Source organism: Alphaproteobacteria bacterium (genome assembly GCA_017308135.1).
Lineage (GTDB): Bacteria > Pseudomonadota > Alphaproteobacteria > CACIAM-22H2 > CACIAM-22H2 > Tagaea.
Map to the genome: position 1 here is coordinate 397,498 of JAFKFM010000008.1, position 13,055 is coordinate 410,552.

The 13,055-nt window shown below is 64.3% G+C and carries 10 protein-coding genes; 4 read left to right on the forward strand and 6 right to left on the reverse strand.

Going from position 1 to position 13,055, the window contains the following annotated elements; all coding sequences use genetic code 11:
• Positions 1–29: 29 nt before the first annotated feature.
• Complete coding sequence (aspS, locus tag J0H39_10270; GenBank protein ID MBN9497130.1) at positions 30–1,820, reverse strand: aspartate--tRNA ligase; 1,791 nt, start codon at positions 1,818–1,820, stop codon at positions 30–32.
• Between the two features lie 109 nt (positions 1,821–1,929).
• On the opposite strand from aspS, the gene rnd reads away from it, so the two are divergent.
• The gene (gene rnd / locus J0H39_10275; GenBank protein ID MBN9497131.1) at positions 1,930–3,108 is read left to right on the forward strand and encodes a ribonuclease D; all 1,179 of its coding nucleotides are present in this window, start codon (positions 1,930–1,932) and stop codon (positions 3,106–3,108) included.
• On the opposite strand, the gene J0H39_10280 is transcribed toward rnd, so the two are convergent.
• The 4 genes from J0H39_10280 to J0H39_10295 all read right to left on the reverse strand — a co-directional run bounded on the left by J0H39_10280 (position 3,105) and on the right by J0H39_10295 (position 7,726).
• The gene (locus J0H39_10280; GenBank protein MBN9497132.1) at positions 3,105–3,305 is read right to left on the reverse strand and encodes a hypothetical protein; all 201 of its coding nucleotides are present in this window, start codon (positions 3,303–3,305) and stop codon (positions 3,105–3,107) included. The two genes, rnd and J0H39_10280, sit on opposite strands and share 4 nt — an antisense overlap.
• A gap of 92 nt (positions 3,306–3,397) precedes the next feature.
• A complete protein-coding gene (locus J0H39_10285; protein ID MBN9497133.1) occupies positions 3,398–4,078 on the reverse strand; it encodes a dienelactone hydrolase family protein in 681 nt (226 codons plus the stop codon).
• Positions 4,075–5,571 (reverse strand): Ppx/GppA family phosphatase, encoded by a 1,497-nt coding sequence (locus tag J0H39_10290; protein ID MBN9497134.1) that lies wholly within the window; start codon positions 5,569–5,571, stop codon positions 4,075–4,077. Before J0H39_10290 ends, J0H39_10285 begins: the two co-directional genes overlap by 4 nt.
• Before the next feature lies 1 nt (position 5,572).
• Positions 5,573–7,726, reverse strand: a complete 2,154-nt coding sequence (locus J0H39_10295) for an RNA degradosome polyphosphate kinase (protein MBN9497135.1) — start codon at positions 7,724–7,726, stop codon at positions 5,573–5,575.
• 82 nt (positions 7,727–7,808) lie between these two features.
• On the opposite strand from J0H39_10295, the gene J0H39_10300 reads away from it, so the two are divergent.
• A complete protein-coding gene (locus J0H39_10300) occupies positions 7,809–8,342 on the forward strand; it encodes a histidine phosphatase family protein (GenBank protein ID MBN9497136.1) in 534 nt (177 codons plus the stop codon).
• Here J0H39_10300 and J0H39_10305 read toward each other — a convergent pair.
• On the reverse strand, positions 8,312–8,926 hold the full coding sequence (locus J0H39_10305; protein MBN9497137.1) for a hypothetical protein: 615 nt from the start codon (positions 8,924–8,926) through the stop codon (positions 8,312–8,314). The two genes, J0H39_10300 and J0H39_10305, sit on opposite strands and share 31 nt — an antisense overlap.
• A 310-nt stretch (positions 8,927–9,236) precedes the next feature.
• Between J0H39_10305 and J0H39_10310 the strand changes: the two genes are divergently transcribed.
• Together J0H39_10310 and J0H39_10315 are read left to right on the forward strand one after the other, a co-directional pair.
• Complete coding sequence (locus J0H39_10310) at positions 9,237–11,264, forward strand: HAMP domain-containing protein (protein ID MBN9497138.1); 2,028 nt, start codon at positions 9,237–9,239, stop codon at positions 11,262–11,264.
• A gap of 64 nt (positions 11,265–11,328) precedes the next feature.
• On the forward strand, positions 11,329–13,044 hold the full coding sequence (locus J0H39_10315; protein MBN9497139.1) for a sensor histidine kinase: 1,716 nt from the start codon (positions 11,329–11,331) through the stop codon (positions 13,042–13,044).
• The last annotated feature ends 11 nt before the right edge of the window (positions 13,045–13,055 follow it).

The window sequence follows — 13,055 nt, forward strand, 5'->3', positions numbered from 1 at the left end:
TTTCCGGACCGGTTATCCAGGTACCGGGGTCAATCCTTCTTTTTGACCGGCGGCAGATCCGGCTTGATGTGCAGCTCCTTCAACCGGATCGGATCGACCGAGTTGGGGGCCTGCATCAACAGATCGACGGCGCCCTGGGTCATCGGGAAGGCGACGACTTCGCGGATATTTGGCTCGTCCGCCAGCAGCATAACGATGCGGTCGATACCGGGGGCCGAGCCGCCATGCGGAGGGGCCCCGAACTTGAACGCGTTGAGCATGCCGCCGAACCGGCTTTCGACGTCGGCTTGGCTATAGCCCGCGATCTCGAACGCCTTGTACATGATTTCCGGCAAGTGATTGCGGATCGCCCCCGACGAGAGTTCGACGCCGTTGCAAACGATGTCGTACTGATACGCCTTGATCTCCAGCGGATCCTTGGTCGTCAGCGCTTCCAGACCGCCTTGCGGCATCGAGAACGGGTTGTGGCTGAACTCGATCTTGCCGGTGTCTTCGTTGAGCTCGTACATCGGGAAATCGACGATCCAGCAGAAGCGGAATTCGCCTTCCTTGATGAGCTCCAGCTCCTCGCCCAGCTTCTTGCGCGCGGCCCCCGCGAGCTTCGCGGCGGCGAGCTTCTTCTTGTCGGCGACGAAGAACACCGCATCGCCCGCCCCTACGCCCGCCAGCGTCTTCAACTTCGCGAGGCGTTCGTCGTTCAGGAACTTGGCGATCGGGCCTTTGGCCGTATCGCCTTCGAACACGATATAGCCGAGGCCCGGGGCACCTTCGCTTTGCGCCCAGGCGTTCATCTTGTCGAAGAAGGAGCGCGGGCGATCGGCAGTCTTGGGGGCCGGAATGGCGCGCACCACGCCGCCGCCCGCGACGATACCGGCGAACACTTTGAAGTCGGAGCCTGCGAAGACCTCGCCCACATCGGCGATCACCAGCGGGTTACGCAGATCGGGCTTGTCGGAGCCGTATTTCAGCATCGCATCGTCGAAGGCGATGCGCGGGAATGGCGGCTTGGTGACCTTGCGGCCCTTCGAGAATTCGTCGAACACGCCGCCGAGCACGGGCTCGATCGCCGCGAACACGTCGTCTTGCGTGACGAAGCTCATTTCGAAATCGAGCTGGTAGAACTCGCCGGGCGAACGGTCGGCGCGCGCGTCTTCGTCGCGGAAGCACGGCGCGATCTGGAAATAGCGATCAAAGCCCGAGACCATCAGCAGCTGCTTGAATTGCTGCGGGGCCTGCGGCAGCGCGTAGAACTTGCCCGGATGCAGGCGCGACGGCACCAGATAGTCGCGCGCCCCTTCGGGCGACGACGAGGTCAGGATCGGCGTCTGGAATTCGGTGAAGCCCTGATCGATCATGCGCCGGCGGATCGACGCGATGACCTGCGAGCGCAGCACGATATTGGCGTGCAAACGCTCGGTACGCAGATCGAGGAAGCGATATTTAAGCCGCATTTCCTCGGGGTAATCGCCTTCTTGCGCGACCTGGAACGGCAGCACTTCCGAGGCCGATTGCAGCAACGCGGCTTCGATGCGTACTTCGATTTCGCCGGTCGGCAGCTTCGGGTTCACGGTCGAGGGCTCGCGCGCCACGACCTTGCCGGTCAGCGTCACCACGCTTTCGGGGCGGAAGGCTTCGACCGTTTTGAACGCCGGGTTTTCGGTATCGAGCACGAATTGCGTGATGCCGTAATGGTCGCGCAAATCGACGAACAGGAGATTGCCGTGGTCGCGCTTGCGGTGGACCCAGCCCGACAGGCGAACCTGGGCGCCCACATCCGTGGCGCGCAATTGACCGCAAGTATGCGAACGGTAGGCGTGCATCGCGTCGAATCTCCTTTGAAAATCGGGCGTTAATGGCCCATGAAGGGCTTCGCTTGTCAACCCCCACGCCCCCTCTTGTTGCGCCAAAGACGCAAGGTTAAACAAGGACATGACATTGATCGTCGAGTCCGCCCCGCTGGCGGCGTTCTGCGCCAAGGCGGCCGCGTCCAGTTACGTCACCGTCGATACCGAGTTCATGCGGGATAAGACCTATTACCCGCAGCTTTGCCTCGTGCAGGTCGCGGGCGAGGACGATGCCGCCGTGATCGACGCGCTGGCCCCGGGGCTGGACCTTTCGCCGCTGCTGGCGCTGATGGACAACCCGGCCGTCCTCAAAGTGTTCCACGCGGCGCGCCAGGATTTGGAAATCTTCCATAACCTTACCGGCCGCGTCCCCGCCCCGTTGTTCGATACGCAAGTCGCGGCGATGGTGTGCGGCTTCGGCGAACAGGTCAGCTACGAAAACCTCGCCGCCCAGCTCGCCCGCGCGCGGATCGACAAATCGGTGCGTTTCACCGATTGGGCGCAACGCCCGTTGTCGGCCAAGCAGATCAGCTACGCGTTGTCGGACGTGACGCATCTGCGCCCGGCCTACGAGGCGCTCGCCCGCAAGCTCGGCCAAAGCGGCCGTGCCGGCTGGCTCGCCGAGGAAATGGCGATCCTGATGGATCCCGCGACCTATCGCGCGGACCCGGAGGAAGTCTGGCGGCGCATGAAGCCGCGCGGCGCCAAGCCGCGTTTCCTCGCGATCCTGAAGGAAGTCTGCGCCTGGCGCGAACGCGAGGCCCAGCGCCGCGACACGCCGCGCAACCGCGTGGTGCGCGACGAAACGATCCTCGACGTGGCCGCACACGCGCCGGAATCGCTGGAAGATCTCGCGCGCATGCGCGGCATCAATCGCGGCTTCACCGAAGGCCGCCTCGGCCAGGAGATGATGGAAGCGGTCAAGCGCGGCTTGGCCACCCCGGTCGACAAAGCGCCCGCCTTGCCGGAATCGCCCGATCTGCCGCCGGGCCTCGGGCCCGTGGTCGAGCTCCTTAAAGTGCTCCTCAAAATGAAATGCGAGGAACATGGTGTGGCGCAGAAGCTCGTTGCGACCACGGCGGATTTGGAGCGCATCGCGGCCGACGACGTCGCCGACGTGCCTGCCCTTCAGGGCTGGCGGCGCGAAGTGTTCGGCGAAGCCGCCCTCGATATGAAGGCGGGCCGGCTCGGCTTCACGCTGAAAGGCAAAAAGATCGTGCTGATGCGCCTGGACGGCGCCGCGACGGCGGTCGCTTCGACTTAAGCCGTGACGTCGACGTTGCGGCCGCGGCCGGAATCCGACGGCGGCGCCGTCAGGTTCTGCGCGGCGGCACCCAGCTGCGGGCGCGCTTCTTCGGCGGGCGACGCATCCGCACTCGACGGCGCGGGACGCGACGTTTCCAGCGACGACAGCTGGCTGGCGGGCGAATATTGCGTATTGCCGATGGAACTGGCGGCCATGGTTCCTCTCCCCGAAACGGGATGCGGATAAGATTAGGCTCGGATTCCGCTTTCGGCAAGGCTTCCGGCGCCGAAAACCTCATCCGGTACCGTCACTTCGCCGCGTAAGCATCCAAAAAGATGCGTAAATCCGAAAACGCCGCATCGCGTACGGCTTTGTTATGGGCACTGGCCGCACTCGACCGCCAAAACGCCCAGCCGGGGCCGACATCGTCGAACCCGTGCGAGGCCCCGCCATAGCGGACCGCCAAAACCTTATCCGCGTCTTGCGCGCGGCTGACGGCGGCCAAGCAGGTCTCCGGCGGGGCGACGGTATCGTTTTCCCCCATCATCAACAGCACGGGGCCGGTCGGGCGCCATTCGCGAAGCCCCGCGCAAGAAGGATAGAACGCAGCGGCCGAACGCACGCCGGTGCGCGCCATGGCGACAAGGACCGACGCCCCGCCTTCCGCCCAGCCGACCAGATGCAGCCGCGTACGATCGACACCCGGCACGGCGGCAAGCCGCAGCACGGCGCGTTCGATCGCCGGCACGCCCGCGGCGGCATCGTCCGCCCGGCAAGCCCCCGACGGCCAATCGAGCGTGGCAACCGCGAAACCCGATTGCGTCAAATCCTGCGCGGCACGCGTAATGTGATCGCCGGGCCCCGCGCAGCTGGGCACGAGCAGCACCGCGCCGAAGGGTCCGGCGCGCAAAGGTGTGGCGATCGGGTTCGGGCGCGCGCACGCGGTCAACGCCATCGCGGCGGCGAACAGAGCGAGGATGGTTTTCATCGCGGCCGGATACGCGGTTTCTTGTCGAAGGCCGAAGCGACGGATTCAAGCCGCCGCCCGACCATCTCGCCCACCATGCCGACATCGCGCTTGGGCACTTCGAGGATAAGCTCGCGGCCGTCCATAACGAGCCGCGTGCGCGCGAGCACGGCCGACGCCCCGCCCGACAGGCGATAGGCAAGCCGCAACGCGAGCCCCAAGCGGAACGCCTCGCGCAACGAATCCTCGTCGAGCATGCGCCAGGAAATCTGCGCGGTTTCCCCGCCCGGCTCGCCGTCGTACCGCGCGAACAAAGCGAGCGCCACATAAGCGCGGCCGGGATGGTCGATGCCCGCGACGGGCATATAGAGTGCGCGCCGATACGCGATCTCGCCGCGATGATCGGGATGCTCGCTCCAAGCGAGGTCCGACAAATGGCACGTCGCAAGGCGCAATCGCGCGCGCGATTTGTCCTTGAACAGCGGCTCGATCCAGCGCTGAAGTTCTTCCGCCTTCACGTGATAGCGGCGGTTCTGCGCGGCGATGGCGGCCACACCCGAGATCAGCGGATCCATCCGCTTCAACGCGGGGCTCAACGAATCGTAGAGGCAGCCTTCGCGCAATCCGTAGGCGGAGAAGACCAGCGTCTTGGGCTTCATCCGGCGCAATACGCGCTCCAGCACCGTCGCGGCGAGCGGGATCGTCTCCAAGCGCTTGCGCGAAATGCCGCTGAAGCCTTCGAGCGAGGCGCGGCTTTGCGTCGCCATCAATTCGAGGAAGTCGATCGCCCGATCGCGCGCGATCGTATAGTGGTGGATGATCTCGAGCCCGTAGCCCGCATGCGCCATATGCAGCTTGGCGATCGCGCGCCATGCGCCGCCCACGGCGTAGAATTCGGCGTCACGGCCCTTGTCGAGGAAGTCGAGCGGCTTCAAACGCTCGTCGATCATGTCTTTAAGACGCCCGCGGCCTTTTTCGGCGTATTCCTTCAAGCGCAGCGGCCCGAAGGGCAGCGTCACATAGCCGCGCGTCTTGCCTTCGCCCAGCGCCACGAGTTCGAGACTGCCGCCGCCCAGATCGCCCATCGCGCCTTGCGAGCCCGGCGTGCCGGCGAGCACGCCCAGCGCCGAGATGCGCGCTTCGTCCGCGCCCGACAGGATGCGCACGGGCAGCCCCGTGACTTTCCGCACGCGCGTGATGAATTCGGGGCCGTTGCTGGCGTCGCGCGCCGCGGCGGTGGCGAGCGCATAGGTCCGGCGCACGCCCATCGCGCGCGCAAGCTCGGCGAAGCGGCGCAGATTGACCAATGCCTGCTCGACGCCCGTTTCGTCGAGCTTGCCGGTGCGCTCGATCCCCTTGCCGAGGCCGCAGAGGACCTTCTCGTTGAACAACGGCAAGGGTACGCGGCTCGTCCCGTCGAACACGACGAGACGGATGGAGTTGGAGCCGATATCGACGACCGCGACGGGGCGCCTGTCGATGCTGACGCCGGACGTGGCGCGCCGTACCGCCATCTCAATCTTTCGGTTTGGTTTTGACCTTGGCCTTGCCCGGCTTGTGAAGCGCCTTGCCGCGACCGGAGAGCGAAGGATTGGTCATGAAGAACTCGTGCGCACTGAACGCGTCGGCCCCGCATTCGAGGCGTTTGTAGTCGCCCGCCGAATCGAGAACCCAAGTTTGCGCCACGTCGCGCAGGTTCGCCACCATGATCTGGTCTTGGATCTGCTCGTGAACCGTCGGGTTTTCGATCGGCACGAAGGTTTCGACGCGCCAGTCGAGATTGCGCGGCATCCAATCGGCCGACGAAATGAACAGCTTCGATTCCGGATGCGGCAAGCCGAACCCGTTGCCGAAGCACACGACGCGCCCGTGCTCCAGGAACCGGCCGACCAAGCTGCGCACGCGGATATTCTCCGACATGCCCTTCACGCCGGGCCGCAGACAGCAAATGCCGCGGATCACCAGATCGATCTGCACGCCGGCGTTGCTCGCCTCGTACAGCTTGTCGATGATCCTGGCGTCGACCAGCGCGTTCATCTTCGCCCAGATCGCCGCCGGGCGGCCCGCCTTGGCGTGCGCGATCTCCGCGTCGATATGCTTCACCAGCGTCGCGCGCAGGGTCAGCGGCGCGAAGGCGAGCTTCTCCATCGCCTCGGGCTTGGCGTAGCCGGTCATGAAGTTGAACAGGCGCGCGGCGTCGGAGCACAGGCCCGGATCGCAGGAGAAGAACGACAGGTCCGTATAGATGCGCGCGGTGATCGGGTGGTAGTTGCCCGTGCCGAAATGCACGTAGGATCGCAAGGCCGGGCCTTCGCGGCGCACGACGTAGGAAATCTTCGCGTGCGTCTTCAAATCCATGAAGCCGTACACGACCTGCGCGCCCGCGCGTTCCAGATCGCGCGCCCAGCGGATATTCGCTTCCTCGTCGAAGCGCGCTTTCAGTTCGACCATCGCCGTGACCGACTTGCCGCTTTCGGCGGCTTCGACCAAAGCGCGCACGATCGGCGAGTTATCCGACGTGCGATAGAGCGTCTGCTTGATCGCCACGACCGCCGGATCGCGCGCCGCCTGGCGCAGGAACTGGACGACGACGTCGAAGCTCTCGTACGGGTGATGGACGACGATATCCTTGTGGCGGATCGCCGCGAAGCAATCGCCGCCGAAATCGCGGATACGTTCGGGGAAGCGCGGGTTATAGGGCGGAAACAGCAGATCCGCGCGTTCGGACAGCACGAGCTGCTTCAAATCGGCCATGCCGAGCATGCCGCCCAGGCGGAAGCAATCCTCGGGCTTCACTTCCAATTCGCTCAGCACGAAATTCTGCAGATCCTCGGGCATTTCCGCGTCGAAGGCCAAGCGGATCACCTCGCCCCGCCGGCGGCGCTTCAAGGCGCTTTCGAACACGCGCACGAGATCCTCCGCTTCCTCGTCGATTTCCATTTCGGAATCGCGCAACAGGCGGAAGCGGCCGGCGGCCTTCGTTTCGAAGCCCGGGAACAACGTGCCGAGGTTGAGGCGGATCGTCTCCTCGACCGGGATGAAGCGGATCGTCTTCCCCGGCAGGCGGACGAAACGTTCGACCTGCTGGGGCACGGGGATCAACGCTTGCAGCACGCGGCTATCGGTCGGCGAAACAAGCCGCGCGACGAGGGCAAGCCCCTTGTTCTGAATGAACGGGAACGGGTGTGCCGGGTCGATCGCCAGCGGCGTCAGGACCGGAAATATCGCTTCCTGGAAACGCTGTGCCAGGAACGCGCGATCGTCGTCGCTGAGCTCGCTCGGCCCCACGACCGCGATGCCCGCGGCGCGAAGCTCCGCGACCAGTTCCATCCACACGTTCTGTTGAACGTTCATCAACTGGCCCGCGCGCCGGTTGATCGCGGCGAGCGCTTGGGCGGGCGACAAACCGTCTTCCGACGGCGTGGTCACACCTGCGGCGACCTGGCCCTTCAGCCCGGCGACGCGCACCATATAGAACTCGTCGAGATTCGACGCCGAGATCGACAGGAAGCGCAGCCGCTCCAACAGCGGATGGTGATGATTGGCGCATTCCTCGATCACGCGCTCGTTGAACGCGAGCCAGGACAGCTCGCGATTGATGTAGCGCGACGTTTCGATCTCGCCGATGTCGACCCGCTCGGGGGTCCTGCTCTCGCCGTCCACGGTCATTCTCCTTGCCCGAGGCTGATGCCGACGGGCCGTTTATGGTATCACGCGCGGGCGACTCTAGCGGGCGAACGGTGTCAAGATTTTGAAACCCAAGCGACTTTTCCTGCTCCGGCACGCGAAATCCGCGTGGGACGACCCGTTCGTCCAGGATTTCGATCGTGACCTCAACAAGCGCGGGCGCAAGGCGGCGCGCGGCCTTTCCAAGTGGCTGGAAAACAAGGGTTATACGCCCGATTTGGTGCTGTGCTCGGCGGCGTTGCGCACGCGCCAGACCCTGGAATTGACCCAAGAGGGGTTCGGCGGCCGCCCCGAAATCTCGATCGAGAAGCGGCTTTACCTGGCCGATGTCGAGGATTTGCGCCGGCGCCTGGCCGAACTCGACCGGCGCAGCCCCTGCCCGGACGCCGTGCTGATGATCGGCCATAATCCGGGGCTGGAGGAATTCGCCCTCGACCTGATCCCGCCGGCCGAGGCCGACACGCGCGCGCGCATCGCCGCGAAATTCCCGACCTGCGCCTTCGTCGCCTTGCGCTTTGCCGATTGCCCGTGGGGCTCGATCGGGCCCGCGCGCGCCACGCTCGAAGCCTACCGCATCCCCGCCGACGACGAGGATTGAAGCAACTCCTCGTAAGGGTAGACCGACTTGAGCTTCAAGTCGTTCGGGTAGCTGCAGGCGACGAGGATCATGTCGACATTCCGCCCGTCCGACGCGAGCGGGAAATAGACGCGCTCGCTGTCGATGAATTCGCGGCCCGGATGCGGCATCGGAAAGCGATCATAGACCGCCGCGCGCGTGCGCACGACCGTGCGCATATTCACCAGAATGCGATCGACATAGACGGGCAACACCGCGTCCTCGACGAACAGCCCGGTGATCTCGCGCCGCGCAAGCTCCGTCTGCGTCGTTCCGACCAGACGGAATCGGAACCGCGCCGCGCCGTTCGCGCCGCGCACGACCTCGACCAGATTTACCAGACGGAGATTGCCGCGCAGCCAGCACGGATCGAAATCCGCGCGCGATGCGATTCTGCCCGGCCCGGCGATCGAAGCGAGATAGTCGCGGATCGCGGCGAACCAGGGATGCAGCGCTTCGTAATCCGGCGGCAAAGCGCGGCCGGCGCGATCGCCGTTCCCTTCGCCGGTCTCCGCGGCGGCGTGAACTATCCGAAGATGCTTTTTGCGCGAAGGGCTGAAAAGCATCGCTTTGGCTCCTCCCATTTACGGCCGGCTGCCGCACGGACAGTATTCAATAGTATGTCACCCGTTTAAGATGATCGGATATCGAAATCGAGAGAATTTTTTAAAGTCTCGGGCATGCGCTGCAGATTGCAACGCGATCAAACATCCGGTCCGACTTTTTGACCGGCCTTGGAATACAAACTCGAGAAAAGTGTACAGCGGCGCAACCGATCATTTCGGCCGCTTCAGAGTCTCTTAATGGGACGTCATTTTAAATCGACGCAACAAACCCCGGGCCGTTTACGGCTCGCGAATGCCAAGGAGAACCAGGATGTCCGCCCTTTCCGCGATCAACGGCCGTTTCTCGATCGGCACACGCATCGGATTCGGCTTCGCCATCGTCCTGACCCTGCTCGCCACATTGGCCATGAATGCTTGGATCGCCCTGCGCGACGTCCAGCATGAATTCACGACGTTTGAATCCATCTCCTCGAACGCGCTCGCGGTGGAAGACGTCGCGGTCGAATTCAACGAGCTCCGCCGCCAAGTTTTGATCTACGTCGCCAGCGGCAACCCCGACGCGGAGAAGCGCGTATCGGAAAAGGCCAGGGAAATCCGCGAAACAATCCAAGCCGTGATTCCGAAGTTCGTTTCCGCGCAGCGCCAAACGCAGGCGCGCGAGATCGCGGCGTTGACCGAGGAGTATGTCGGCAACTTCGCCAAGGCGGTGGAATTGCGCAAGCAACGCGAGGATGCCATTACCGCTAAATACGAGCCGGCCGCGCTCAACGCGCGCCAGAAGCTGACGGAAGCGTTCGATGGCGCGATGAAAACGGGCGAGGACACGCTCAGCGCCGCCGCCGGAAAATCGCAAGACAATCTCGGTATTCTGCGAATCCGCGTCGCGCGTTTCCTCGCCAATCCGACCGAAGCCGGCGTCACGTCGATCAATGCCGCATTGACCGACCTCGAAGGCTCGATCGCCGCCGCACGGCAAGCCGCCGCGCGAAGCCCCGCGCGCGACGCCGTCGAAGCGGCGGCGCAGGCCGTTGCGCCGCTGCGCGGCATGTTGCAGGCGGGAATGCGCGCCTCGCTCGAAATGGCGGAGTTCGTGAACGTCACCAACGCCCGCGTGGCCGAACGCCTTTCGGGTCGGATCGAAGAACTCGTCAACGCCCAGAAATCCGCTACGGCGGCGATCGCAAACGAAGTCCGCGCGGCGGTCGCGGAGGATATCTCGATCACGCTCGCGCTTTCCGCGATCGCCCTCGCGCTCGGTCTTATCTTCGCCTTCCTGATCGCCAAGGGAATCACGGCGCCGATCGGCGGCATGACCGGCGCGATGACCAAACTCGCGGGCGGCGCACTCGAGACCGACGTCCCTTCCCTGTCGAACAAAGACGAAATCGGCGCCATGGCGAAGGCCGTCCAAGTGTTCAAGGACAACGCGCTCAAGGTCCGGGCGCTGGAGGCGGAGCAGAAGGCCGCCGAAGCGCGCGCCGCCGAGGAGAAGCGCGCGGCCATGAACGCGCTCGCCGACGGTTTCGAGGCGAAAGTCGGCGGCGTGGTCACGGAAGTTTCCACCCAAGCGACGCGCATGCAGGAATCGGCGTCGCAGATGACCGCGACGGCGGAGGAGACCAGCCGTCAGGCGACGGCCGTCGCCGCCGCGTCCGAAGAAGCGTCGACCAACGTTCAGACGGTCGCCGCGGCGACGGAGGAGCTTTCCTCGTCGATCAGCGAGATTTCGCGCCAGGTCACGGAATCGGCGCGCATGTCGAGCAAGGCGGTCGACGATGTCGGCAAGACGAGCCAGACGGTCGAAGCGCTGGCGAACGCCGCGCAGAAGATCGGCAACGTCGTGCAATTGATCTCCGAGATCGCGTCCCAGACCAATCTGCTGGCGCTCAACGCCACGATCGAAGCGGCGCGTGCGGGCGAAGCCGGCAAGGGCTTCGCGGTCGTGGCGTCGGAGGTCAAGAGCCTCGCGAGCCAAACCGCCCGCGCGACCGAGGAGATCGGCACCCAGATCAACGAGATCCAGACGGCGACCGGCCAATCAGTGGAAGCCATGCGCTCGATCGGCGAAACGATCGCCAGCATGAACGCCATCGCGTCCACGATCGCGGCGGCGGTCGAGGAGCAAGGTGCGGCGACGACGGAAATCGCGCGCAACGTCCAGCAAGCGGCCGCCGGCACAAGCGAGGTGTCGTCGAACATCACCGGCGTCACGCGCGCGGCCGAGGATACCGGCAGCGCCGCCAGCCTCGTGCAACAAGCCGCCGTCGATCTGGGCTCGCAGGCCAAAGACTTGCGCGCCGCCGTCGAACAGTTCCTGCTTCAGGTCCGGTCGGCCTGATCGATCGGACGGGGCGTCGGGGTTCGACATGGATCGCTGGATACGCAGGGAGCGCCGCGGCCCGATGCGCCACGTGGCACCCGGCAACCTCGCCTTCCTATTCGCGGCGCTGATCGCGGCCGCCGTCTGGTCGCTGGCGCTGTGGAAAGTCGGCGACGACAGTCGTGAAGTCCACGCGAACGCGCAGTCGGAATTGCTCGGCGCTCAGAATCTGCTGGCCGCGCATTTCGCCCGCGCTATCGACACGGCCGTGTTGTTCGCCGACACGACCGACCGCTGGATGTCCGAGCAACGCGTATCGTTCTCGGAATCCGCCGATCAATTGGCGCTCGAGAGTTTCATCGAGGGCTTCGGCAATCATCAATCCTTTTCGATCCGACTGCGCCTGTTCGACGCCGCCGCCAATCGAATCGCGTTGCCAAGCTTCCCGGAGCCGGAGTTCAACATCGCGGATCGAGAGTACATCACGGACCTCGAAAACAAATCCTACGATTTCTTCAAAATCGGGCTGCAATCGCGCTCGCGCGCGACCGGCGACGACATCATTCCGATCTCGAAGATCGCGCGTCCCAATATTTTCAAGGTTAAGTACATCGTCGCGGTGATCGACGTTCCCGATCTCAACCAATTATTCGACCGGATATTCATCACTGCGCCCGGCTACGTCGGCGCATTCCGCGAAGACGGTTATCTGATCTATCGCAACCCCGATCCGGACCGCTACGTCGGCATCAAGCTCGATCTCGATTACTTCATGGGGTCGGAAGTAATGCGGAACGATCTTGGCGTTATCCTCAATCGCAAGGACCCCGACGGACGAGAGCTGACGGTCGCCTACAAACATATCGAACGACATCCGATCTATGTCTATGCGAGTTTCCGCAATGCTGACTTGGACAAACGCAGCTTGGCGCGACTGCCGATCTATTTCGGATTCGCGACGCTGGCGACCCTATTGAGTTTCGCTATGGCTGGGCTGATCGCCTATTTTGCGCATATCCGCGAGCGCGAAGCCGCCGCGCTGCGGGCGGCGCTGATTACCGCCGACGCCGCGAATATCGCCAAGCGCGACTTCCTCGCGAATGTCAGCCACGAGCTGCGCACCCCGTTGAACGCCATCATCGGTTTTTCCGAGATGATCGGCACCGGTATTTTCGGAAAATTGACCGAAAAAAACGCCGAGTACAACGACGACGTCGTCACGGCGGCAAGGCATTTGCTGACGGTCGTCGATCAATTGCTCGATATCGCGGCGATCGAGGCCGGCCGCGCGCGGCTGCGGCCGGAAGAGTTGGATTTGAATCCCTTCCTGCACGACATCGCCCATATGCTTGCCGCAAAGGCCGCGTCGCGCAACGTTGCCATCGATGCGATCGCGCCCGACGGCCGGCGCATCCTTTACGCCGATAAGCGCGTGCTACGCCAAATTCTGCTGAACTTGATCGACAACGCGATCAAGCACAGCCAACCCAATGGCCGCGTACGGGTCGGCTGGCGCGAAAGCGCGCCAGGACGCATCAGCATCTTCGTCGCCGATCAGGGCGTGGGCATCGCCCCCGACGAATTGCCGCATATTTTCGAGCCGTTTTGGCGCAGTTCGGACGCCTATATCGCCCGGCCCGACGGCGTCGGGCTCGGCCTGATGGTGACCAAGCAACTCGTCGCCCAGAGCGGCGGCACCATCTCCGTCGAAAGCGCGCTCGGTCGAGGCTCGGAATTCGCCATCGACATTCCCGACACGGCCGTTCCGATCGCCGCCGTCCCGTCCCGCGCCGCCTGATGCCGGCGACA